The organism is Streptosporangium becharense (assembly GCF_014204985.1).
GTDB lineage: Bacteria > Actinomycetota > Actinomycetes > Streptosporangiales > Streptosporangiaceae > Streptosporangium > Streptosporangium becharense.
The window spans coordinates 5,327,447-5,351,451 of record NZ_JACHMP010000001.1 but is presented as its reverse complement, the minus strand read 5'-3'; the positions used below and the strand labels follow the sequence as shown (position 1 = coordinate 5,351,451).

At 68.0% G+C, this 24,005-nt stretch carries 16 protein-coding genes; 7 read left to right on the top strand and 9 right to left on the bottom strand.

Annotation, left to right across the window (positions count from 1 at the left end):
* Positions 1–32 precede the first annotated feature (32 nt).
* Positions 33–2,081: a hypothetical protein gene (locus F4562_RS23480; RefSeq protein WP_184541123.1), complete on the top strand. Its 2,049-nt coding sequence runs from the start codon at positions 33–35 to the stop codon at positions 2,079–2,081.
* Position 2,082: 1 nt separating this feature from the next.
* On the opposite strand, the gene F4562_RS23475 is transcribed toward F4562_RS23480, so the two are convergent.
* Positions 2,083–2,526, bottom strand: coding sequence for a hypothetical protein (locus tag F4562_RS23475; RefSeq protein WP_184541124.1), 444 nt, complete (start codon positions 2,524–2,526; stop codon positions 2,083–2,085).
* A 34-nt stretch (positions 2,527–2,560) separates the two neighbouring features.
* Positions 2,561–3,391, bottom strand: a complete 831-nt coding sequence (locus F4562_RS23470; protein ID WP_184541125.1) for an ATP-binding protein — start codon at positions 3,389–3,391, stop codon at positions 2,561–2,563.
* Positions 3,392–3,760: 369 nt separating this feature from the next.
* On the opposite strand from F4562_RS23470, the gene F4562_RS23465 reads away from it, so the two are divergent.
* Together F4562_RS23465 and F4562_RS23460 are read left to right on the top strand one after the other, a co-directional pair.
* Positions 3,761–4,636, top strand: coding sequence for a helix-turn-helix domain-containing protein (locus F4562_RS23465; RefSeq protein ID WP_184541126.1), 876 nt, complete (start codon positions 3,761–3,763; stop codon positions 4,634–4,636).
* A gap of 14 nt (positions 4,637–4,650) precedes the next feature.
* Positions 4,651–4,860 carry a DUF397 domain-containing protein gene (locus tag F4562_RS23460; RefSeq protein WP_184541127.1) on the top strand — a complete coding sequence of 70 codons (210 nt, stop codon included), beginning with the start codon at positions 4,651–4,653 and terminating at the stop codon, positions 4,858–4,860.
* 255 nt (positions 4,861–5,115) lie between these two features.
* On the opposite strand, the gene F4562_RS23455 is transcribed toward F4562_RS23460, so the two are convergent.
* From F4562_RS23455 to F4562_RS23430, 6 genes are all read right to left on the bottom strand, one after another.
* Positions 5,116–5,535: a hypothetical protein gene (locus F4562_RS23455; protein WP_184541128.1), complete on the bottom strand. Its 420-nt coding sequence runs from the start codon at positions 5,533–5,535 to the stop codon at positions 5,116–5,118.
* Positions 5,536–5,664: 129 nt separating this feature from the next.
* Entirely contained in the window at positions 5,665–7,509 is a 1,845-nt protein-coding gene (locus F4562_RS36435) for an alpha/beta hydrolase (RefSeq protein WP_184541129.1), read from the bottom strand.
* Positions 7,510–7,877: 368 nt separating this feature from the next.
* Complete coding sequence (locus tag F4562_RS34295) at positions 7,878–12,182, bottom strand: collagen-like triple helix repeat-containing protein (RefSeq protein WP_221206783.1); 4,305 nt, start codon at positions 12,180–12,182, stop codon at positions 7,878–7,880.
* Positions 12,179–15,370 (bottom strand): DISARM system SNF2-like helicase DrmD, encoded by a 3,192-nt coding sequence (gene drmD, locus F4562_RS23440; protein ID WP_246473527.1) that lies wholly within the window; start codon positions 15,368–15,370, stop codon positions 12,179–12,181. The genes F4562_RS34295 and drmD overlap by 4 nt, the downstream gene beginning before the upstream one ends.
* 549 nt (positions 15,371–15,919) lie before the next feature.
* A complete protein-coding gene (locus F4562_RS23435; protein WP_184541131.1) occupies positions 15,920–16,876 on the bottom strand; it encodes a leucine-rich repeat domain-containing protein in 957 nt (318 codons plus the stop codon).
* Between the two features lie 382 nt (positions 16,877–17,258).
* On the bottom strand, positions 17,259–18,206 hold the full coding sequence (locus F4562_RS23430) for a leucine-rich repeat domain-containing protein (protein WP_184541132.1): 948 nt from the start codon (positions 18,204–18,206) through the stop codon (positions 17,259–17,261).
* Positions 18,207–19,186: 980 nt separating this feature from the next.
* Here F4562_RS23430 and F4562_RS23425 point away from each other — a divergent pair.
* The 4 genes from F4562_RS23425 (at position 19,187) to F4562_RS23410 (ending at position 22,881) form a co-directional block, all read left to right on the top strand.
* Positions 19,187–19,939 (top strand): ABC transporter ATP-binding protein, encoded by a 753-nt coding sequence (locus tag F4562_RS23425; protein ID WP_184541133.1) that lies wholly within the window; start codon positions 19,187–19,189, stop codon positions 19,937–19,939.
* Positions 19,940–19,944: 5 nt separating this feature from the next.
* Positions 19,945–21,174, top strand: coding sequence for a DUF7224 domain-containing protein (locus F4562_RS23420; RefSeq protein ID WP_184541134.1), 1,230 nt, complete (start codon positions 19,945–19,947; stop codon positions 21,172–21,174).
* Positions 21,175–21,226: 52 nt separating this feature from the next.
* Positions 21,227–21,832 carry a hypothetical protein gene (locus F4562_RS23415; RefSeq protein ID WP_184541135.1) on the top strand — a complete coding sequence of 202 codons (606 nt, stop codon included), beginning with the start codon at positions 21,227–21,229 and terminating at the stop codon, positions 21,830–21,832.
* A gap of 83 nt (positions 21,833–21,915) precedes the next feature.
* A complete protein-coding gene (locus tag F4562_RS23410; protein ID WP_184541136.1) occupies positions 21,916–22,881 on the top strand; it encodes a D-isomer specific 2-hydroxyacid dehydrogenase family protein in 966 nt (321 codons plus the stop codon).
* 215 nt (positions 22,882–23,096) lie between these two features.
* On the opposite strand, the gene F4562_RS23405 is transcribed toward F4562_RS23410, so the two are convergent.
* Positions 23,097–23,951 carry a PHP domain-containing protein gene (locus tag F4562_RS23405; RefSeq protein ID WP_184541137.1) on the bottom strand — a complete coding sequence of 285 codons (855 nt, stop codon included), beginning with the start codon at positions 23,949–23,951 and terminating at the stop codon, positions 23,097–23,099.
* Positions 23,952–24,005 lie beyond the last annotated feature (54 nt).

The following is a 24,005-nucleotide window of genomic DNA, read 5'->3' as shown; positions in this document are numbered from 1 at the left end:
GGGGTGAAAATCGAAAACAGGGGGAGGGAACAGTGGACCCGATATCTTCGGCGACAGGGCCTTCGTCACCGCACTTCACCGGAATCGATCCCGACCTGATGGACGGCTTCGTCAACGCGCTGGAGCGCGGTCGCGGCGTGATCGGCGAGCAGTCCGAGCGGATTCGGCGGTTGCTCACGTCCGCCGAGGTGTCGGCGGTGGGGCTGCAACCGATCAAGGAGATCGAGGGCTGGGTCGGCGACGAGCTCCCGACGCTGCGCAAACGCCTGCAGACGATCAACCAGGACCTTCCTCTCCTCGGGACGGGTCCCGGCCTCCCCGGGAAAGGCCCGACGTCGGCCGGCGGCGGGCTCCTCGACCCGGTCAGATGGGGGCTGCTGCCCTACGACGAGAAGACGGGGAAGTCCCCGGCGGGCAACGCCCGGAAGGGCACCGAGCTGGCCTTCGAGTTCGGCCGTCTTCCTTCCTCCCCTCTCGGCCTGCCCACCGCCGCCTACGACCGGATCCTCGGCAAGCTCGCCGACGGGCAGAAGGACCCCTACCTCACCGCCGGGTTCTTCCGGATCATCGGCCCCGAGGGCATGATCTCCATGGTCACCCGCCTGGAGAGGTACGACAAGAAAGCCGCCGAGAAGCACCGGAAGGTCATCGGCAACGCCCTGGCCACGGCGGTCGGCGCGCAGCCGGGCCTCCTGGGTTCGGCGTGGAAGGCGGGCGACATCAAGAAGGCGTCGGGGAGTGAGCTGGCGATCCTGCTCCGGCACGGCATGTTCCCCACCGCGTGGCTCACCGAGATAGCACGGAGCAGGGTGGGGAAACCGGTCGGCGGCGACGGCAGCCGCCCCCGGCGGTGGAAGACCGACCTCGTCCCGCTGCTGCCCGCCCTGGCGAACAGCCCCGACGCGGCCAGGGGCCTGTTCAACACCATGTCACGCGAAGACCTCAGGGACCTGTTCACCGAGCTCAATCGCGTGGAAACCCCCGAGCTCCCCTTCCAGCGGCCGGCGGGGATGGACTTCGACGCCGGCGCTGAGTTCGGCCGGATGCTCGCCGCCGCGGGCGGAGCCTACGAGGAGGGCCCGCACAGCCCGGAAGCCGCGAAGTTCGCCTTCAACACCATGATCATCATGGGGGACCTCAGGGACACCGACGGCACCAAGGACTCTCCGGGCACACCCATGCAGGTCGCGCCGAGGGCCAGGCCCTTCATGGCGGCGCTGGCCGGCGCCTACGCCGCCGAGATCACCGAGGGTGCGAACATCGGCGACTCCAACATGACCGAGGCGAGCACGCTGAAGCCCTTCACCTCGGCCTTCGGCACGACGGCGGCGTTCACCCTGAGCCCGAGAGACACCCTCCGCTTCCTGAAGACCTTCGCCGACTCCGCCAAGAACCTCGCCCCGTTCGACCAGGGCATGGGCCGCTTCTCCCAGAAACTCATCGCCGACGCCTCGGCGGCGGCCCGGCGCACCAAGGACATCGACCATCTGGACCGGGTGTTCACCGCCCTGGGCAACGTACGCGGCTTCGAGCTGGCCGCCGTCGAGAAGGTCCAGGGCAACCTGGACATGATCGACAAACAGCAGCAGGACGTGGTGAAGTTCCTCCGCGACGCCTCCATCGGGCTGACGGGCACGCTTTTCTCGCCGACGCTGGGGGTGGGGTTCGGCTGGCTGGCGCTGAGCACTTCCCTCTCCGCCGAGGACAACTTCGGCAAAGATGACGAAACTCGGATGGACCGGGTGAACAAGGGGGACAGGACGGAGACCCTCGGCCGCCAGCACACTTACGCCCAGGTGCTCATGGCCAACGGTTTCACCCCGAAGGTGACACCCGCCGAGTTCCAGGCCGCCCACCCCTCCGACGTGGCCATCACCGACGCCAAGGGCAACCTCAAGCCGTTCTCCGAGCTGATCAAGCACGGCAACCGGGGGCTTGAGGCATTCGAGAAGTGGGCGGTGGCCAACGGGATGGGCGGCGACGAAGAGTTCTTACTGGGAGAGCTGTCCAGCAGAACAGCACTCCGGTTCGATGGCGGCAACAAACGGGGCCGCGATCGCGCATTGGCCTATGACAGCTAGCTCACGAAACCGGAAGACACTCGGTCTCACCCCGAACCGCATACTGCCCTTCGGCCGGAGACTCCAGGATGATCACTGTCTTGTACTCGCCATTGGCGAGCCGGATAGGAGCGTTCCCTCGGTCTTCGACGATCCGGTAAGGGGCAACCGAGGAGAGCACACCAATCAGATAGGTATTAAGTCCGTCTGGATCACTCCGCTCTGCGGAGTCCCTGCCTGCGGCAGCGAAGGTCCGCTTCGCCTTACCTTCACCACAAGGGATATCACGCCCACCAGAATCAGTAATACGGACGTCTAGAACATGGCCCTCCTTCATCAACTCCGTGATGTGCGTTTTGAGAGTCTCGCCGGCTTCTGCCGCCGTAGGGCCGCTGTCGGCGCATCCGGACACCGCCAGCAATACCGCCGCGCAAACCGCCACGCCACGCCGTGCAGAACATGCCATGAATTCCTCCGGGGCTGGCCGATGTGTTGTAGACCTAATAATGTCCATTAAATCTGCCGGTGTATCCACGTCCGAAGAGGGGTTTATGAGTCCTCATCCGGAGGATCTGGTGCCCAACCCGCGGCGTCAGGTGCTGGAAGAGACGTTGGCGGAGGTCAAGACGCGGGTCGCCATCCTGGAGACCGCGCTCGACTCCGCCCACGACCAGTTCACCGGTCAGCCGGTGTGGGTGGGGCCGACGGCCCGGCGGTTCGCCGAAGACCTGAGTGCCCGCCGGGCACGGCTGCGCCAGGCGGCCAGGGCACTCGTCGACGCGCTCGAAGGGGAGCTCCGGTCCGTCCCGGAGAAGGTCCCGCCTTCCGCCGCGCGGCACTGACCCGCCCGGCCGGGGGCCGCCCCCGCGACGGCGGTCATTCCGTTCCCTCCCGGGGGGCGGCGGGGCCGCCAGGGCACACCAGACGATCTTTCCGCCCGACGCCGGCCAGTAGTAGCCCCACTCCTTCGCGATCAGGTCGACGAGGTAGAGGCCGCGTCCGCCCTCGTCGTCCGGGTCGGGGTTTCTGAGGACGGGCGGGGTGCGGCCGGCGTCCCAGACGCGCAGCACGACCGTCTCATCGGCCCGGTAGAGGTCCATCCAGATGTGGTCGGGGCTCGCGTGGGCCGTCGCCTCCGTGGCGGCGAAGAACGAGGCGTGTGCCTTGATCGCGTTGGACACCAGCTCGGAGACGACGAGCTGGGCCGTCTCGATCAGGTCGTCCCGCCGCCACCCCTCCAGCACGCGCTGGACGTGGACGCGGGCGTAATAGGGCGAGGTCGGGAAGACGGAAAGCCCCAGGTAGTGCTCGCTGGTGGTGACACCGGTCATTTTCCCTCGATCCTGGTCGACACGTGAGGCCCGCAGGACCGGCACCGTTCGCGGCCGGGGGCACCGCTCTCCCCACGGGGGACGGGGACACGGTGCCGGTCCTACGGGAGGTACGGCCGGAGGCGTGTGGGGACCGCCGCCGGCCGTACCGCTGGAGCCGGACGGACACCCGACAGGGGTGGGCCGCATCGGGAGGGAAGGTCGTCCGCCCGGCCGTCTGGGGAAATCACATGTTTTGCCTTCCAGGAGGAGTCCAACCTGGAAGGCTTACACAGAGAGCATGCACCATCACTGTAAGTAAATGCAATGCAGGAATTTACACTGCCCGCATAATTCAGAAAGGCATTAAAGATGGAGGAGAAAGAGGGTATGGGCGAAATCGCACCTCTGTCGCCGGTCAGGCGTCAACCACCTACAGTGCGCCTGCGCCGCCTGGCGGGCGAACTACGCCGCCTCCGTCAGGAAGCCGGACTTTCGCAGGCTGAGGTCACCGAGAAGACCGACGTCAACCTCGCTACGCTTCACCGAATCGAGACGGCCAAGACCAAGCCGCAGCTCCGGACACTCAATGCCCTACTCGACGCCTACGGTGTCACCGGCGACCGTCGCACTGATCTGGTGACTTTGCAGAAAGAGGCCAAACAGCGCGGCTGGCTGCACGGTCTCGAAGCAGAACTTCCCGGCCCGTACAGCACCTACATCGGCTTGGAAGCCGAGGCTCAGCAGGCCATCAACTACGAGTCACTGTTCATCCCCGGCCTACTACAGACCGAGGACTACGCTCGGGCGGTGGTCCGCGGCGTGGTACCGACCGCCACCGACGCCGAGGTCGAGAGTTTCGTCACCGCTCGGATGCGGCGTCAGGCACTGCTGGATAGCGACACGCCTCTACGGCTATGGGCGATCGTGGACCAGGCCGCGCTGTCGCGGACAGTCGGCAGCGATGCCATCATGCGTGCCCAGCTCGCACATATCGTCCAGCAAGCTCAGCGTCCGCACATCACCGTTCAGGTCATCCCGTTCTCCGCCGGAGCCCATCCGGGCATGCCCGGCAGCTTCATCGTCCTGAAGTTCGGCGCGGATGGTCCCGACGTAATTCACATTGACAGCATGGTCGGTGATCTGTTCCTTGAGAAGGAGGCGGATATCCGGCTCTACAACCACATTTGTGAGCATCTTCGCGCGATAGCGCTCAGCCCTGCCGCCACGGCCGCGCTACTCGCATCCCTACGCGAAGATCACTAGCGGAAGGAAATGGGATGCAGCAGCACGATCTCTCCAGTGCGCGGTGGCGCAAGAGCAGTCTCAGCGGTACCGGTCCGAGTTGCGTCGAAGTGGCGTTCGTCGCCGACGCCGTCGCCGTCCGCGACACCAAGAACCGTGAAGGCGGCACGCTCACGTTCCACCATGACGAGTGGACGGCCTTCATCGGCGGCATCAAGAGCGGCGGCTTCGACGACCTCACCTGACCACGAAGGCCGGCCCGCCAAGAACGGGTTCGTCCTCTGGAGGATGCGTCCTCCAGAGGACGAACCGGCGAGTAGAACGCAGATGCAGACCGCTGACTGCCGAGCCACCGTTTCCTCTTCCCACTGATCTCGCTGGAGTCAGCCCTCCTCCCTCGCTCGACGGACCGCCCGGCTTCTCCGTCCGTATCGAGTGGCCCGGCTGATGAGCGCCGACCGCATCGCGAGCACGTCCGTGCTCCTCGACCGGCACGCCGACTACGGAGCGGCCGAAGGGGAGGAGGTGGTGGGACGCATACACGGCGAATCCACCCTCAGAAGAAGTTCCTTGGTGGTGATAGTGGTGTCGAGGGCGAGGCCGAAGCCGTCGCTCGTCTCCCCAGAAAGCCGAGGCTCTCCGGACTCGAACATGTGGGCCATCGTTATCTTGTGGCCAGCCTGCTCCCAGTTGTCCCGGATTTTCTGCCCAGCTTCTGAAAGACGATCTTTGGGTAGACTCTTCAGGTAATAGGAACGGATGACGTATATCTTCCCCGTTGAGACGCTTCCTTCATTCGCAATGCACGGATGCTCGGCCAGGCTCGTGGGAAGGAGATCCAACTGTGGCTCGGGGGTGATCCCGGCGACCACTTGGCGGACCAGCTCCTCGACCCGGGCGACCGCCTCAGCCTCGGTCAACGAAGAATCATCGCTCATCTGGGCACTCTCCCCTGCGCAACCGCCGATCCCAGCGAATATCAGCAGCGCGGCGATTAGCACTGACGTCCGAAACCGTTGTGTCATCGTGCTCCTTCGAAAGCCGACCGGTCACTCCGAAGGCACCGGCTGTTGCAGGTAGTACAGAAGAGCCGGGTCCGGTTCCAGAGGTGGATTCACCTTTCCATATCCACCAGCGATAATGTGACCGATGTTACGCAAGGATTCCGATCTGTCCTTCCAATAGTTGGAGTGACCTCCGGGCGCGACCTGGAAATGCTTGGCCCCGAAGCTCGGTGCGTAAGGATTCCCTCCGAAACTCTCAAGGTCGGCGACCTGATCGTCGGGAGCCGCGCCGACCCACACACGCGACGGATCTACTCCCAGATCGCGGGCGTGCCCGACGCCGAGGCCGGGGCTGCCGACGAACACGAGGTCATCGGCCAGCTTGCCGAACGGGCGTTGCACGGCGGCCTTGGCCGTGGTCAGCGAGCCGTAGCTGTGCCCGACCATGGTCAGGTTGGCCGGAACATCGGGCTGGTGGGAGGCGCGCAGCCCATCGACGAAGGAGACCAGTTCCTTGGAGCCTTTCTCGGCGGCCTTGTCGGAGGCCACCGAATGGTCGGGCATGAAGACCTGGTTGATCTGAGGTGCGTCATAGCCGAGCCAGGCGATGGACGCGGTCCGCTTGCCGGGAGCCAACCCGTCAACCTGGTCCCAGGTGGACCGGGCACGTTTGAAGTCCTCACCGTCCCCCTCGACCGTGGTGGTGAAGCCGGGCACATAGGCGGTGACGTGGTGAGCCGTGTCCGGGTCGCCGTACGAGACCACGGCCCGGCCCTGCCCGTTCACGTCGAAGCCCAGCAGCAGCGCCGGAGGCCGGCCGTTCCGGCCCCCTTCGGCGAGGGCCGCCTTCACCGCCTCGACACGGGCGAGCATGGTGGAGTATTTCTCCAGCTCGACCTCGATACCGGGAACGGTCCCGGATCTCCCGTAGAGACCGGGCAGCCGGAGATGCTCGTCTCGTTTCTTGACCAGGTCGGCCTTCGCGTCCCGCAGCCGCTTCTCCTCAAGAGACAGGAAGGCCCGGTTCACCGAATCGCGGGTGGCGGAGGGCAGGCCGTTGAGGGAACCAACCGCACCCGGCGCCTTGTCGATCAGCCCTTGGCGGGCGGCCGGGTCCAGCATCCGCCACCAGGCGCTGACCCGCCCGGCCAGACCGGCGTCCTTGCCTTCGCGCTGCAACGCCAGCACCTTGCCCAGCGCCTCGGTGTCACCCGTCTGCGCTCGGGCCAGCAGTGCTCCGGCCCCGTTGCCGTCCGGGGCGAAGCCGCCGAACAACCCGTACCCCACCAGCCCGGCGGCGGCCAGGTCCGCACCCACGCCACCGGCTCCGCCCGTGCCGCCCGCCGCACCGGCGAAGGGGGCCGGGCCTTCCTTCTTGAGGAGCTCCATGCGTTTGCGCAGGTCTCCGGCCTGGCTGGCGGCCCAGGTGCCCGCCTCACCGACCGTGCGGCCCGCTGTCGCGGCCACGCCCACTGCCACGCATTCGGCGTTCAGCTTCGATCCCGCCTCCGGCAGCGAATGACCGGTGCGGTCCAGTTCGGCCACCAGCCGTTCCATCGCCTCGATGTCCATGCCGGCGAACGCACTGCGGGCCGCGGTGGCGACCGTGATCGGTGAGACCAGACGGGGCGGCCGGGGCGGGTTCTCGCCCTGCCTGGTGATCAGATCGGCGATCTCGGTGAGCGCCTGCTCGAAGGCCGCCTGCATCCGCTTGCGCCGTTCCATCAGCTCGTCGCCGAACCTGGGTGCGCCGCCGCCCACCCAGGCGCTCGTGGCCATCGTCCGGGCTGCTTTGTCCAGCGCGGGAGCGTGGGTCTCGGCGAGTTCGGTGACTTTGCGGTACGCGGCGAGTAACGGTGCCGCCGTGGAGGCCGTACCCGGGGTCGTCACCCGGCTATTCCAGCAAAAGGACACCAAATGATCAACGGCTGCTCATTAACGAAATGAGAGCGGCGAAGAAGGAGGGCATTTTCGGCGCTCCCTCGTTCGAGATCGCCATGTCCGAAATCGGTCCGCATATGACAACACCGCATCTCAGACGCCTAGCGCAGCACTCACATTACGAACAACCCGCGATGCCAAGTCGCTCCGGGATCGGTGAAGACCCTACGCGTTGAATCCGGCCGCACGTTGCAACCGGATTCAACACATCGAATGGCTTCGTCGGCGCGTTGCCCGTGACGGCACCGACACCGCTGGTGAAGACGTCGACTCCCGCCAGGAGCAGGCGGGCGGTATGGGAGAACGAACGCCGACTGTCAGAACAGGTCTTCCTGATCGGTATTCACCACACCCTTGGGTCTGCTCCGCACGCCTTTCCTGGGCTTCTTGTCATGGAGGCCCTTGGCGACCTCTTCCGCGTAGCGGGCGTGGTTGAGCTCCAGCAGGCGATCCACGAGTTCACGCTGAACACCGGGGCCGACCGTGTAGCGGGTCTCGCGGCCCACGTTGTGGTGGCCGTGATCGAGTCGGCCGATCAGGTCGTCCCAGCCGTAGGCACGGCAGACCGCCTCGTCGATGGCCCTGTGGATGCGGCGAAGCTCGACGATGTCCCTCTCCTGGCACGTGGGGTCGTTGACCAGGTTGTAGGTCGCGGTCAGCCCGGCCTGGCGGGAGAGCATGAGGTCTCGACGGAAGGTGTCGAGCCGGTCGCCGAGGTCTCGCATCTCCTGGGTGAGTTCGGGGAGGGGCAGTGTCTCGAAGACGTCTGACGGCGTGTAGCGGAGGTCCCCCTTCATCGTTGACGCCCGGGTGAGCGCCCACCAATAGTGCGGTGCGCTCGACAGCAGCGTCAACATCGCCGTGTCATCCGTTACGAATACGACAATCGCCTCACTTATAACTTGGCCAGTTGACACCATTGCTGGCATCACAACCTTGCTCACCCGAGTGATCGCGATGACTCGCTTCAGCCCCACGATGGCCCGGTACAGCTCAGGCCTTGAGCGCTGATACTTCCACCAATTTTCTCTGGTTCGACTCTCCCCATGAACAGCCCTAAAAGGCCTGACTAGTCGAAACACCTGACCATAAGGCCCGTCGTAGGTTCTAGCTTCCGCCTCGCCCAAATCCTTGAAATTGATAACCCAGCGACTACTGGAACAATCCGGGCGAGAGTTGAGATCTTGACCATTAAGGTAAGGGAAAAGCACATCGGCATTACGAGGATCATCTTCAATCAACGATCGAGCCGCATCGATTTCTAAAGTGAAGCCAATGCCATCTAATTTTGACCCTTGAAACGACATCCTAATATTTGACGCCAGCCGTTCAGGGTTGCCTCCAACCCTAGATTCAGCGTCAAGCGAAGGCGTGATGCCCGAAACCGCCACACCATCAGCAGTCCGCTCCGCATGCTCACCGAGCACAGAGCGGCTAGTCCAGACTGCACAATACTCCAGAACTGCACTTTTGGATGGCCAGGGACGACTCTTGACTGCTCGACGTATCGTCACACCAGTCGCAACGATTTGATCAAGGCTAACCTCTCGTGTATCACCCTGAGCAAGAGTGTTAGTAGCGATCAAACCAGCCTGACCACCACTGGTGGTAATCGCATGAGCACGTAAAACAAAATACCCGGCCAAATCGCATCGACCGCCAGCCCGCACTCCAGACGCAACCGCCTCGACTAGGTACTCCCGGTAAGCGGCCCCCAGCGGGCCCGCGATCTTCGTACCACCGAGAAATGGCGGGTTTCCGATTACAGCATCAAAGCCGCCTTGTTCGAAAACTTCAGGAAAGACTAGTGGCCAGTGGATCGGATGCCGGTCGAAGTTGCCCTCCACCTGATCGGCCGCCAGCCACTCCTTCCGCGTCTCCCGGGCCTCCAGCTCCCCCTTCCCCTCATGCACGTCGTTCGCCAGCTTCGCCGCCCGCTCCGACCCGGCCCTGAGCCCCCGTTCCCCCTTGCCCGCGTACGCCAGCGCCGCACCCGCCGTCAGGTCGGCGAACAGCCGGAGCTGGGCCGAGGCTATGCCGATCTCCTCAAGCCGGGCCCGTTTGCGGCCCAGCCCGGCCAGCTGGTCCTCCCCCAGCTCGATGTCGGCGATCGTCCGGCGGCGCGCGGCCAGTTCGGTGATCTTCTCCCGCACTCCGGACGTCCAGTCGAAGAGGTCCTCGTGGATCGCCCGGCCCTTCTCCGGGTCCATGTGCATGTATTCGAGCTGCTCGATGGACGTGATCCCCAGCAGCGAGTCTCCGGCCACCAGCCGGTCGTCCACGAAGGTGAACGGCCGGGACGGGTCCATGGAGACGAGCCAGAGGGACAGTTTGGCCATCTCCACGGCCATCGGGTTGATGTCCGCGCCGTACAGGCAGTGCTCGATGATCTGCCGGCGGGCCTCGATGACAAGCGGGTCGGCGTCCGCGTCGGCGTTCGCCCTGTGCTCCGAGGCGGTCTTCAAGTAGGCGACGGCGGCGGCGTCGCCCTCGCGGGACCAGGCGTCGACCAGGGCGTCCCCGAGGTAGCGGGCCGCGGCCACCAGGAACGCGGCCGAGCCCATGGCGATGTCGGCGACCTTGAGCGCCAGCAGTTCCTGCGACGTCTTCGGCTTCCACCGCGTCCGGTCGGCCGTCTGCAACGGGCCGACCGTGTAGATCAGCGGTTCCAGGGCTCCGGCGACGACCTCCTCGGCGAGCTTGCGCGGCGTGTAGTGGGTGCCGGTGTTCCTGCGCAGCGGCGACTCGGTGACGTACAGCGTGCCGGGCAGGATCACGACGGGCAGGCCGCGCAGGTCCTCGCGGAGGATCCCGTAGAACGGCAGCAGCCGCCGGGCCAGGTCGGCGTCGCCGTCGGTGGCGGCGAGGAGCTTCCGGGTCGCCTCCAGCTCGGCCGCCGCGTCGAGCGGGGCCAGGCGCCGGGCGAGCGCTCCGGGTGTGCCGATGCCGGTGTCCTTGTGCAGCTCGGCGAGCTTCGCCGCGAACCTGTCGCCCGCCGCACCACCGGACCCGCCGGGACCACCCGGCCCTCCGGAACCCCCGGGACCGCCGAAGCCGAACCCGAAGTCCGCAGCGAGGCGTTTGAGGTCGGCCAGCTCGACCTCCGCCTCCCGGCCGGGCTTGCCGACGAGCCCGACGACGGTGTCCGCCGCACGGAACCCCTCATACGACAGCAGGCCCTCGTAGACGTAGCCGATCTGCTCGACGTCGAGGGAGCGGAAGCTGAGCCTGCGGCGCTCGCGGTTCTTCCCGGTGCCGACCTCGACGTACTGCACGGCCTTGAGCATGTGCAGGACGGTCCGGTCGTCGATGGTCAGCGGCATCCAGGTGAAGGTGTGCGGGTCGAACAGCGACCCGTCGTGCGGGTGCATGGTCAGGCGGGGATGGTCGACGCCCTGGTAGACGGCCTCGAAGACGGCGAGCAGCCGGTGCCAGGCGCCGTAGGAGTTCTCCAGCTCCTCCTCGCTGCCCTCACGGGCCCGCCGTTCCAGCTCGGCGCAGAGCAGGCCAGCCGAGTAGGAGGTGGCGTAGACCTCGTTCCCGGCGGGCAGCAGGCCGCGTTCCTCGGCGAACAGCAAGAAGACGATGCGCATCATCACCGCGACCGAGCCCCGGTAGACCTCGTGGGCCCCGATGTCGTCGCGCACGCCCGCGCGGCCGATCGCGGTGACCAGCAGTTCGACGGCCTGGCGGACCTGGACGCCGAGGGCTTCGGTGATCTCCTCCTGGTTGTCGACGCTGGCGGCCAGCAGGGCGGGCAGCCGCTGCCCCTCCGGCACGGCGAAGAAGCGGTCGACGTCGAGCAGCGAGACGAACGCGCGGACGACGTCGCGTTCGGCGGCCTCCGGCCAGGGGACGGCGTCGAAGACGGCGACCGTGGTGGCGCCGCCCCGGGGTGCCCAGACCAGGGCCCACCAGCGGCCGTCGGTGACCAGGCCGAGCTCGACGCGGTGGTGGCGGCAGAGCCGGGTCATCCGGTCGACGGGGGTCGCGGCCCATCCGGAGGTCCGCATCCGGGCCGTGGGGTGGCCGCTGGTGATCATCCCGAGCAGACGCACGTCCTTGAGCGCGTCCGGGTCCTGCGACGCGCCGGACACGGCCCGCTCCCCCGGCTCCCCGGCGTCTCCCGGTCGGCCCAGGTCCCCGACTTCTCCCGGTCGGCCTGGTTCCCCGGGCTTCCCGTGCTCTCCCGGTCGACCCGGTTCCCCAGCCTCTCCGGGCCCCCCGGGCTCTTTCGGCACGCACAGCGCGAACGATGGGGTGAGGGAGGTGTCGTGCTCGGGCACCTCGACAGTCAGCGCGTCGAGCCCGCCGATGCGGACGGCGTCCTCCCAGCGGAGCAGTTCGCGCAGGACGTAGGAGATCCACGCTCGGCGGTCGCCGCCTGCCTGCCAGGTGGCGTGGTGGAGGCGGAGCCGGTCGCGCCGTGACCTGTCCAGCGAGTCGAGCGTCGGCCAGGTCTCGCGGAGCACCGGCAGGCTGAGGAAGGGGCCGGAGACGTCCACCAGGCTCAGCCAGCCCTGGTGGTGCCGCGCGGAGTCGTGGACCCGGCCGGAGGGCCGGCCCGGTGACCTGTGGGAGGACCTGGCGGAAGCGGTGGCGGAACCGGTGCGGCTGCTCATCGGGTCGCCTCCCGCTTCGGCACGACGAAGACCACGGCCACCGGGAACCGGTGCGGTCGCGGGTCGCGGTAGCGGGCCGCGATGGCGTCGAGCTCGCGGTCACGTTCCTCGGCGAGGCGGGACAAGCGTTCCTCCCAGGATCTGCGGTCCTTGCGGTACTGGTCGAGCTCCTCCCTGCTCCGGGTGGCCTCGATGCGGCTGAAGAGGGCGTCGTCCTCCTCGTTCTCGGCGAGCTTGGCGCGCAGCGCCGCGCCGAACTGGTCGAGGTTGGCGACGACCCTGGTCTGCTCTGCCTCCATCCGCTGGGCGAGCTTGCGTTCCAGCTGGTGGCGCTTCTGCTCCTTGCCGTCGACGCGCCAGTCGATCGACTGCACGACGGCGTCGCCGATCCTCGGCCAGAGGGCGGCCAGGCGGTGCCGTACCGGGGCGGAGGCGGAGGTGCCCTGGGCGAGAGCGCGGCCGAGGATGCCGCCGAGCGCGGTCAGGTTCTCCAGCCGCCGGAACCGGCCGGTCTCCGGCACCCAGCCCCCGGCGTGCAGGACCTCCTCGTGCAGCCGGACGCCGTCGCCGCCGACCAGGACGAAGCGGAAGAACGCCCCGACCAGGGTGGTCTCCAGGGCGGGGTCGTCGCTGACGACCGCGGCGACCCGGTGCAGGCCGATCTCGGGGTTGGAGACGGCGGCGCGCAGCAGCCGGGTGGACATGGCGACGAGCGGGTGGCCCAGGTGGGCGAGGACCACGTCGTCGCGGACCCGGCCCTCCGGGTCGAGGGTGGCCGCGGCGTCGAACGTGACCGGACGCTGCCGGGGCGGCTCGCCCGACTTCCTGAGCTTGGCGGCGAGATCGGCCGTGGCGCGTTCCCAGGAGCCGGTGAGCGGCGGCACGTCGTACAGCCCCTCGGCGAGGTGTTTCTGATCCAGGTGCGGGCGGAGCGGCTGCTGGCGGGCCAGGGCGAGCGCGGTGTCGACGACCCGTTTCACCCCGGACGGGGTGATGCCCAGCTCGCGCACGGTGTCGTCGAGGTTGGCGCGGAGCCGGCGCACCTGCTCGCCGACGTTCGTCTCGGCCTGCACGGTCCGCCGCGCCTCGCGGGTCTCGCGGGCGGCGCGCTCCACGTCGTAGTCGGGGATGTCGCCCAGCATCCGCCGCTGCACGGCGTCCGCCAGCACGGCGTTGACCGAACCGAGGTCGTCCTCCATCTGGGCGACCTTCTTCGCCACCCGGGAGAGGAACTCCAGGTCGGCCTCGAAGGAGTCGACCGCCCTGTCCCAGCCGGTGCCGACGAAGTGGCGGACGTCCGGGTTGCGTTTCTGGCCCCAGCGGTCGATGCGGCCGATCCGCTGCTCCAGTTTGTTGGGGTTGAACGGGATGTCGTAGTTGACCAGCCGGTGGCAGTGGTTCTGCAGGTCGATGCCTTCGCTGGCGGCGTCGGTGGCGAGCAGGATGCGGACGGGGTGCTCAGCCGGGTCGGTCTGGAAGGCGACCCGGAGCTGCTCGCGCTCGTCGGCGGCGATCCCGCCGTGCAGGATCGCCAGCCGGTCTCCGGCCAGTTCCTCTTGACGGAGCAGCTCGGTCAGCCACTTCTGGGTGTCGCGGTACTCGGTGAAGACCACGACCCGCTCGTTGGTCCAGTGCCCGCCGGGGCGGCATACGGCCTTGAGGTAGGTGATCAGCTCGCGGGCCTTGGCGTCGGGGGCGGCGGCGTAGTCGAGTGCCCAGCCGCGCATCCGCCGCAGCAGGGTGATCTCGGCCTCGGTGGCGGCACCCTGGAGCGGGGCGGCCATGCCGAGGGCGTCGTCCTCGGCCGCGGCGAGCGGCTCGTCGTCGAGGACGGCCGTCTGCTCCCAGTAGTCCTCCATCCACTCGGGGATCTCGTCGTCGTCCGGCGCGGCGGCCTGGGTCGCGGACGCGGCAGAGGCGGAGGTGCCGGTGGCAGTGCTGGTGCTGGTGCTGGTGACGGTGCTCAGGTAGACGCCGACCGTGTGGGCGAACGCGGCGGGGCTGGAGAACAGACGTTTCTTCAGCAGCAGCGTCACCAGGTCGGCGGCCTTGCGTCCCTTCCTGCTCCGGTTGAGCCTGGCGCGGCGAAGCCGGGCGAACTCCTTCAGCAGGTCGTGGATCTCCCGCTCGTCGTCGGGGTAGCGGACCGGCATGGCGTGGGCGGCCCGCTCCAGGAACCGCTTGGTGCCGTCGGCGTTGACGATGTGCCGTTTGAGCCGGCGCACCACCGCCTCCCCGACGGCCGAGGGGTCGGGCTCGACACCGCGGGCGAAGCGCTGGTCGTCGAGGATCTCCAGCAGCGCGGTGAAACTGGCCTGGTAGCCGTTGTGCGGGGTGGCCGACAGGAAGAGCCGGTGGGTGAAGTGCGGGGCGAGGCGGCGGATCAGCTTGGTCTGCTGGGAGTCGACCGCGTAGACCTGTTTCGGCGCGGCCGGGGCGACGTGGTGCGCCTCGTCGAGGATCAGCAGGTCGAAGCGGCGCTCCAGCCCGGAGGAGTCGAGCACCTCGTCGAGGAGGCGCTGCGCCTTCGGCCCGCGTAACCAGGGCAGGCTGACGATGGTCAGCGGGTGCACCTCGAACGGGTTGGCGGCGCTGCCGTAGGTGCGGCGCACGATCGCGCAGCGCTCGGTGTCGACGATCGTGAAGTCCAGGCCGAACTTCTCGGCCATCTCGTCACGCCACTTGAGGGTGAGCCCGGCCGGGCAGACGATCATGACGCGGCGGGCCCGGTGGCGCAGCAGCAGCTCCTGGGCGACGAGCCCGGCCTCGATGGTCTTGCCGAGGCCGACGTCGTCGGCGAGCAGCAGGTTCACCCGGGGTGCGTCGAGCGCGCGGGCCACCGGCTCCAGCTGGTAGTCCTCCACGGCCACCCCGGAGCGGAACGGCGCCTGGAGCGTCTTGACGTCGGCGCTCGCCACGGCGGACCAACGGATGGCGTCGAGGAAGGCGGCCAGCCGCTCGGGCGGGTCGAACCCCTCGGGGGTCACGTCGGGCAGCGAGCCGCTGGGCAGGACGCGGCGGCCCGGCTCGATCTCCCAGACGACGTCGAGCCGGTCGCCGTAGCGGCCGTCCTCGACGCTCTGCAGGCCCACCAGGGTGCCGGCGTTCCCGGTTTCGATCTCGCTGACCACCCAGCGCTCCCCGCGGACCGTCACCAGGGCACCGATGACCGGTTCTTCCTCTTTCAAGGAAGAAAGGTTTCTTTTGGGGGATGTCGCGCTCAGGGGGATCGCGCCCGTCACCATTCACTCCTCGCCGGCGGCTTCTCCGCAGCACCCGCACAGGGTGCGCCACTCCGTGGTCGCGGAATACGTGATCACGGAGGGAAGGCGCGATCGGACGGGGGCTGGCGGGGGTCGAAGATCTGCGAAGTCGATCGCCCCGGGCCGTTCGGCCAAGGGCGTGAATGGGACTGTATGTTATTTGGTCGTTTTAGGTCTACACAGAAAAAATATTCGCCCGCTTAGTTCGCACTTCGTGGCATATGACTTAACGCCCAGTAGGAGGTCGCGGTGACCGTCCGATCGGATTACGGAGCGGCGCCGCTCCATGCCGATCGGCCGTAAACCACGCTTCCCACCTGGGAAGGATTCGCCCCCGCCGGTCACCGGTGGGCAACGGGCCCGCGGAGAACACGAACCTCGTCCTCGTGCAGCTGTGATCGACAGGGAACAGCGCGCCGCGACCACGCGCACGACGGCGGGTGGGCCTGTCGCCCACCACTTATCGTGAAGGGCTCAGCGGTAGCGGCTGGCCAGGAAGCGGCGCCAGTCGGGGTCGGTCCGCGCGAGCGCGCGCAGCGAGGCCGGAACCCGGGGGCGGGGGTCGTTGCCGTCCAGGCGCAGCTCGGTGAGCTCGGTCAGCTCACCCAGCCACTCCGGCAGCTCGGCCAACCGGTTTTCCCGCAGCCCGAGCCTGGTCAGGGAGGTGAGAGCCCGCATCGACTCCGGTAGGGCGGTCAGCCGGTTCTTGTCCAGGTGGAGGGAGGTGAGGGCGGTGAGGTTCCCCATCGACTCCGGCAGCTCGGTCACCTGGTTGTCCCACAGGCTGAGGGAGGTGAGGGCGGTGAGGTTCCCGATCGACTCGGGCAGGGCGGTCAGGTGACCGCCCGCCAGGCCGAGGTGCGTCAGAGCGGTCAGCTCGCCCAGCCACGAAGGGAAGTCGGCAGGCTTGCCGGCCGCCCTCAGGTTGAGCCTGGTGAGGGCGGTGAGGTTGGCCATCGACGCCGGGAAGAAGCAGGCCGACCCGGCATACCACACCTTGAGCTCGGTGAGCCGGGTGAAGTTGCCGATCCACTCGGGCACCCCCTCCGAGTCATCACGGATGATGCTCAGGTTGAGTTTCCTGAGTCCGGTGAGCTCCCCCATCGAGTCGGGAAGGCGGTGCAGCCTGGTCGCCAAGGCGTCAAGGCTGGTGAGCCCGGTCAGCTCGCCGATCCACTCGGGCAGTTCGGTCAGCGTGCGGTTGTCCGCGAGGTTCAGTTCGGTCAGCTCGGGCAGGTCGGTCAGGAACCGGGGCAGCTCGGTCAGGTGGTTGCATGCCAGTTTCAGCATCCGCAGGCCGGGAATCTCGGTCACCTCCTCGGGCACCCGGACCAGCCCCAGACTCGACAGATCCAGCGTGTCCGACCCCTCACGCAGGCACTTGTTGATCCGTCGCCGAACGTTCCGCAGCACAAGGTTCGCCGCCGCCATCCTGATTTCCCCCTGCCGTCACCATGAATTGACCGGAGATCACCGTAGCGACGGGAACTTGCGATCCATTTGTGGATCATTGGCGCAGATTGTCCCGGGCATCGAGGACACCTGGCCGTGATGCCCGGCCGGTAGGGGGTACGGCCGCGCCCGAGCGAGCGCAGCGATGACGGAGTACGGTCGCCGGGGCCGGCCGACCGGCGTCCCTGGCGCGCCTTCCCTCATTCGACCATTCGACGAGCATTCCGCGACCGCGGCTCCGCGGTGTCCGCGGCCCCCAGGGCGAGCCCTCGGGCCGGCTGCCCACGTCCACGTGTCCCCCGCTACCCCCATGTTCCATCACCGGTAGGGACCGTCGGTCTCCTCACCCGCCAGGAGAAGCTCAGCGGTTGCGGCTGGCCAGGAAGCGGCGCCAGTCGGGGTCGGTCCGCGCGAGCGCGCGCAGCGAGGCCGGAACCCGGGGGCGGGGGTCGTTGCCGTCCAGGCGCAGCTCGGTGAGCTCGGTCAGTCCGCCCAGCCATTCCGGCAGCTCGGCCAACCGGTTCTCCTGCAGGTCGAGCCTGGTCAGGGAGGTGAGGGCCCGCATCGACTCCGGTAGGGCGGTCAGCCGGTTCCCGCTCAGGATGAGGGAGGTGAGGGCGGTGAGGTTCCCGATCGACTCCGGCAGCTCGGTCAGCCGGTCGCCCCACAGTCTGAGGCAGGTGAGGGCCGTGAGGTTGCCGATCGACTCCGGCAGAGTGCCCAGCGGGATGGCCCCCAGGTCGAGATATGTCAGGCCGGTCAGCCTGCCCAGCCACGGAGAGAGGTCGGCGGGCCGAGCATAGCTCGCTTCGAGCCTGGTGAGGGAGGTGAGATCACCCATCGCCTCCGGGAAGCAGCCCGGCCCCGCGTACCACATCTTGAGCCGGGCGAGCCGGGTGAGACCGCCGATCCACTCGGGCACCTCCTCCAGGTCGTGGAGGTTGCTCAAGCCGAGTGTCACCAGGCCGGTGAGCTTGCCCATCGGGTCGGGAAGGCGGCGCAGCCCGGTCACCGAGACGTCGAGGCCGGTCAGTCCGGTCAGCTCGCCGATCCACTCGGGCAGCTCGGTCAGCGTGCGGTTGCCCGTGAGGTGGAGCTCGGTCAGCTCGGGCAGGTCCGTCAGGAACTGAGGCAGCCCGGTCAGGTAGTTGGCCTTCAAGTCCAGTACCCGCAGATGGGTAAGTCCGGCCACCTCCTCAGGCACCCGGACCAGTCCCAGATTCGACAGATCCAGCGTGTCCGATTCCTCGCGCAGGAACTTGTTGATCCGCCTCCGGGCATTCCGGAGCGCGTGGTTCACCACCGTCATCGTGTTCCCTCATTCTCTTCCAACGCCGGGTTGTGATCGGTGACCACCGTAGGAGGGGGAACTTGCGGTCCGGTTGTGGGTCATCGGTACGGCAACCTCACGGCTGGTTTTCACACTCGCGTACGTGCGCCGTCCCGAGCAGCCGCACCGCGGATACGGCTCGACCATGGCATCGGTGGCAATGGCAATGGCGCCCTGGTCACTGGTCTCGACGGTGACCAGGACGCCGTTGCCGGACGGGAAGAATTACTCATTCGCCGAAGAACGGATCCTCCAGGGGTCCTCCGTCCCGACCGGGGCCTCGCCCAGGAGGGCTTCTTCACCCATGACGAGAAATGTGTCGTTCGACACCTGAACCGCATCGATGAGTGTCGCGCTGACGCTTACCATTCACGGCCATGTCCAAAGCTCCGGCTCGGCGAACGCTCACTCTCCAGATACCTCCGGCGTTCGTAGAGGCCACAAAGACCTCGGACGCCGAGGCGTGACCCGCGTCACCGGCCAAAGTCGCCTCGTGACACTGGGTCAGAATATCCAGCAGGAAGCCGCTCCATCGAGGGCTTCTTGAAGCATTGCTTGTACAAATCTTATATGCAAGTCATACGATGACGATCGTAGGCTGCGGGAGATTCGAAAGGGCGGCGTCGTTTCGCAACCATCCTTATGACTATGGAATACGCCCAGGGGGAAGAGGATCCCCCGCGAAGAATTCCGGTGTGAGCAACAGCACCCGGCGGATTGCGGCCGGCCTCGCCACCGTGATCGAGAACGCCGGCGTAACCGCGACTCTCGCGGCCGGGCCGGGATCGGCGATGCCGACCTGCATCAAGCACGGGGGTAAGACCTACGGCAAGGTCGACTGCACCGGCATGGGTAAGCGGAGGGTGTGTGGGACTGCACCCGGCACCGGACCCGGCCGACCGAGAGGCCGGGTCCGGTGCTCCGCCTTGACGGACGAGCAATGAGAGAGGTTTCACGTAATGCCTGGTCTCGAAGCCGTAGGGCTGGTGCAGAGTTATGGCTCGCGCACCGTCATCTCCGGCCTGACGATGCGAGCCGACGCCGGTGTCGTCGCACTGCTGGGACCGAACGGCGCGGGTAAGAGCACGCTGCTCAAAACACTCGCGACCGTGACGCCGCCCGGCGGCGGCGAACTGCGCCTGCTCGGCAGGAGAATCACCGGCGAAAAGGATGTGCGGGAGGTCCGGAAGAAAATCGGTTACCTTCCGCAGGAATTCGGTTATCATCCGAACTTCTCCGTCTACGAATTCGTACGCTACTGCGCCTGGTTACGCGAGGTTCCCGACCGCAAAGCACACGAGGCAACCCTGAGAGCTCTGGAGCAGGTAGGACTCGCCGACAGACGCAAGAACCGGATGCGGGAGCTGTCCGGGGGCATGTTACGCAGGGCGGGCATCGCCCAGGCGATCGTGGGCGACGTCGAATTGATACTTCTCGATGAGCCGACCGTGGGCCTCGACCCTGAACAGCGGCTCGATTTCCGGAGACTCATCAGGACCCTGGCCTCCACCGCGACCGTGGTGCTCAGCACTCACCTGGTGGAGGACGTGGCGGCGGTCTGCACGTGCCTGCACGTCATCACGGACGGCAGGATCGTCTTCTCGGGAACTCCCGCCGAGCTGGCGGCGAACGCGACCCCCGACACACCGGGTGACACGCCACTTGAGTCCGGATACATCTGGGCGTTGCGTTCGGCGGCGGTTCCGGCATGAGAACGATGTTCGGCATCGAGCTGCGCCGCTCGATAATGCTGTGGCTTCTTCCCCTGACCCTCGTCGCAGGCGCGCTGGTGGCATGGGGGTGGTCGGAGACCTGGCTGGTCTGGCCGGAGGCGAGCGCCACCACCTCGTTCGCCGCGACGCGGTTCTCGGTGGTCATCCTCGCCGGTGTCGCCGCATGGTCGGCGCAACGGGACCGACGCGCGGGACTGCAAGATCAACTCGTGGCGGCCTCCCGGCCTGCCTGGCAGGTAGAAGCCGTGCACCTGCTGGGCACGATGGCCTACGCGTGGATCGGGCTTCTGCTGACGACGGCATCGATCCAGTTCCTCGTCATGTCGAAGATCGGTACGGGCTTCCTCTGGCCCAGTTACCTGCTCCTCAGCCTGACCACGCTCACATTCAGCGTCGCTGTCGGCCACCTCGCGGGCCGGCTCTCCGGTTCGCGGCTCGTCCCGCCTCTCATGGGGACGGCCATGCTCGTGGCCGGCTTCCTCGCTCCTCCGAACTCCCCTTTCGATCTCTCGGTCGTCACAGGACCCGCCAAACTGGAACTGAGCCCTGCGGTCCTGGCAGCGAGATCGATGTTCGCTGTGGCGTGCGTGATGATGGCGATCATCATTCCCGCCACCAGGGTTTCGTCCCGCTCCACGCGGCAGGTGACGCTTCCTCTTCTCGCGGGAGTGGTCGCCCTCGGCTGGTTGGCCGTGTCAGGCCCGCTGCAGGTGCCGCGCGCTCCGGTGGCCCGGCCCCTGTGCGGGGAATCCGCAGCGGGCGTGCCGCAGGTGTGCGTGTGGCCTGAGAACCGCGCCTATCTGAACGACGCCACACGGGCGTCGCGGCTGATCGCGAGCGTCGCCGGAGGCGTGGTTCCCCTACCCGCCACCTACTACGACGAAGGGTTGACCGAGGGCAAACCGACGTTCACCGCGCTCAGCGCGATCAAACCCATGATCGCCGACATGGCGATCGCAGCCATGCCCTCGTTCCGTGGATGCGCCGACGCGTCCGAGGCTGAGGCGGAGGAACGGACGACGGTCGGAGGCAAGGTCTGGGTGTGGCTGACGGCCAGAGCGAGCGGCCTGACGTCTGTGACGAATGATCCGTCTTTCCTGCTTCCCGGCGAGGTCGGGCGTGACGTCGACGCCGCACTCGCCAAACCGCACGCCCAGCAGCTCGCCTGGGTCAAGCAGCAGGTCGCGAGAACCTGGGAGGGCTGCGGTGGATAGGCCGGCGGTCGTCCCGATCACGCGGGAAAGGACACGAACGCCGGAGGAGTTCGTGATCCGTCGCACCTTCGCCCGGGCACGCGGTCTCGCCCCGCTGGCCGCCTCGCTCGTGGTGCTGAGCGTGGCGACCGCGGCTTGGGGCCGCCTGTCGGTGAGTTTCCCGCAGGCGTGGAATCACCTGCCCACGCCGGTTCCCGTCGCGGTGCTGATGCCGATTCCGTTCGCCTGCGTCGCCGTGATGAGCCTCCACAGTCGGATGGCCGGCTTCGAGTCCGTCGCCGCACGCCCCATGGCCCGGATCGACCTCTGCCAGTTGAGCGCTTTCCTGCTCGCCGGAGCGGCCGGGCTCACCGGAGGGTTGTTCATCGGTGGAAGCTCCGAGACGGTCAGTGCCGCCCTGCGGAATCTGCTGTGGTGGGGAGGGATCGCCTGCCTGTCGGGGCGGTGGTTCGGCCGCCGGTTGGCCTGGGTGCTGCCGCTGGCGACGGCGGTCCCGATCTACGTGTTCGGGGTGGCCGACGACGAAGTGATGGTGTGGGCCATCCCGAAGCTGGACGCGGACGTCCCGCATTCGTGGACGGTGTCGGCCCTCGTCCTGGTGATCGGGGTGTCGTCGTCGATCAGGAGCGCGCGCCGGCAACGCCGGCGCATCCGCTGATGTACGCACCTGAACACCGTGGCTGGTCAGGATAGACCGGCCGGACCGGGGTCCGGCAGGTGTGCCACGACACAATGGCCCTTATGGATGCCCGTATCGCGATAGCCCCTTCCCCGGAGATGGGGGCGGCCTACGACCGTCCCAACTCCCCCGCTCTCGGCCGCCTGCGTGCCCGGGTCGAGGAGGCCGTCGCCGCCGGGGGCGGGGCCGTCGTCGCGCCGGGTGAGGCGAACGGGCTGGTGTGGCTCATCCCCGGCGAACCGGAGCCGCTGCGGTCGCTCCTGGACGACCACCCGGGGATCGGGTGGGTGCAGTTCCCCTGGGCCGGGGTGGAGAGGTTCGCGGTGACCGACGTGTTCCACCGGCCGGTGACGTTTACCTGCGCCAAGGGGTCGTTCGCCGGGCAGGTCGCCGAGCACGCGCTCATGCTGATGCTGGCCTGCCTGCGCAACCTCGCCCGGCAGGCGCGCACCCCGCGCTGGCACCCGATCGATCCCGTGTCCCTGGGCGGGCGGCGGGTGACGATCCTCGGCGGGGGCGGCATCGCCGCGGAACTCGTCCGGATCCTGCGACCGTTCGACTGCCGCCTCACCGTGGTCCGCAGGCGGCCCGAGAAGGTCGAGGGGGCCGACGAGACGCTGTCGTCCTCCGCCCTGCACTCCGTGCTCCCCGAGACCGACATCCTGGTGCTGGCCCTCGCGCTGACCGCCGAGACCAGGCACGTCGTCGGCGCCGCCGAGCTGGCGCTGCTGCCTCAGCACGCCGCCGTCGTCAACGTCGCCCGCGGCGCGCACATCGACACCGGCGCGCTCGTCGAGGCACTGCGCGCGGGAACGATCTCCGCCGCCGGGCTGGACGTGACCGACCCCGAACCACTCCCCGAGGGGCACCCGCTCTGGGACGACCCCAGGGTCCTCATCACCTCGCACTGCGCGGACTCCGCCGAGTACGTCACCCGGATGTTCTGCGAGCGGGTCGAGCGGAACGTGCGCAACCTGCGGGAGGGACGGCCCTTGGAAGGGGCGATCGACCCGGCCGCGGGGTACTGACCGCGCGGCCGGGATTCCGGCGGGTGGCGTTCCCCTTCCCGTGTCCGGGCCCGATCACGGCTCGGGCCCCCGAAGCCGATCATCACCGGTCGCGCGGCGAGCAGAGCGACCCGCGCGGCGAGCGGTGGCTCATGCGGCGAGCGGTGGCTCATGCGGCGAGCGGTGGCTCATGCGGCGAGCGACGGCTCATGCGGCGAGCGGCGACGGGCACTCCGTCACGCTCCGGTGAGGGGCACGGTGCCGGTCGCGGTGGCGACCAGGTCCTCGTAGACGTCCGGGTCGGTGGTGAAGTCGCCCAGCCCGATGGTCTTGTTGGTGCCGTGGTAGTCGCTGGAGCCGGTCACCCGCAGCCCCAGGTCGCGGGCGAGGGAACGGATGTGCGTCCGGTCGGCCTCCGCGTGGTTCATGTGGTCGGCCTCGATGCCCCACAAGCCGGCCGCCGCAAGCTCGGCGATCGCCGTGTCGGGCAGGATACGTCCCCGGCTGCTCGCCCTGGGGTGTGCCAGCACCGGCACGCCGCCGGCCTCGCGTACCAGGCGGATCGCGGCGAACGCGTCGATGTCGGCCTTGGCCAGGCGGTAGCGACGGCCCAGCCACTCGGGGGTGAACGCCTCGTCGACGGTCGCGACCAGGCCGCGCCGGATGAGCGCCCGCGCGAGGTGGGGGCGGCCGACGGTGCCACCGGCGGCGTACTCGCGCACCTCGGAGACCGTGACGTCGATGCCGTCGGCGTTCAGCAGCGCCACCATGCTCTCCGCCCGTTCCTCCCTGGACCGGCGCACCCGGCTCAGCTCGGCGGCCAGCGGCTCGTGGCCGGGGTCGAACAGGTAGGCGAGCAGGTGCATCTCGATCGCGGCCTCCTCCCCGTACCACCGGCTCGACAGTTCGGCGCCGCGCACCAGCGTCAGGCCCGGGGGCAGCGCGGCCCCGGCGGCGTCCCAACCGGTGGTCGTGTCGTGGTCGGTGAGCGCCACCGCGCCGAGCCCCGCCCAGGCCGCCTTCTTCACCAGGGCTTCGGGGGAGTCGGTGCCGTCGCTGGCCGTGGAGTGAGTGTGAAGGTCGATCCGCATGCCGCCAGCCTGCCAGTGACGCCGGGGAACGGTGGAACCGGTACCGCCTCCAGA

Coding starts and splice junctions, on each gene's coding strand:
- F4562_RS23465 (WP_184541126.1), top strand. CDS start 3,761: ATGGGCGAAATCGCACCTCTGTCGCCGGTCAGGCGTCAACCACCTACA.
- F4562_RS23460 (WP_184541127.1), top strand. CDS start 4,651: ATGCAGCAGCACGATCTCTCCAGTGCGCGGTGGCGCAAGAGCAGTCTC.
- F4562_RS23475 (WP_184541124.1), bottom strand. CDS start 2,526: ATGGCATGTTCTGCACGGCGTGGCGTGGCGGTTTGCGCGGCGGTATTG.
- F4562_RS23410 (WP_184541136.1), top strand. CDS start 21,916: ATGGATGCCCGTATCGCGATAGCCCCTTCCCCGGAGATGGGGGCGGCC.
- F4562_RS23430 (WP_184541132.1), bottom strand. CDS start 18,206: ATGACGGTGGTGAACCACGCGCTCCGGAATGCCCGGAGGCGGATCAAC.
- F4562_RS23470 (WP_184541125.1), bottom strand. CDS start 3,391: ATGACCGGTGTCACCACCAGCGAGCACTACCTGGGGCTTTCCGTCTTC.
- F4562_RS23405 (WP_184541137.1), bottom strand. CDS start 23,951: ATGCGGATCGACCTTCACACTCACTCCACGGCCAGCGACGGCACCGAC.
- F4562_RS23425 (WP_184541133.1), top strand. CDS start 19,187: ATGCCTGGTCTCGAAGCCGTAGGGCTGGTGCAGAGTTATGGCTCGCGC.
- F4562_RS23435 (WP_184541131.1), bottom strand. CDS start 16,876: ATGGCGGCGGCGAACCTTGTGCTGCGGAACGTTCGGCGACGGATCAAC.
- F4562_RS34295 (WP_221206783.1), bottom strand. CDS start 12,182: ATGAGCAGCCGCACCGGTTCCGCCACCGCTTCCGCCAGGTCCTCCCAC.
- F4562_RS23420 (WP_184541134.1), top strand. CDS start 19,945: ATGTTCGGCATCGAGCTGCGCCGCTCGATAATGCTGTGGCTTCTTCCC.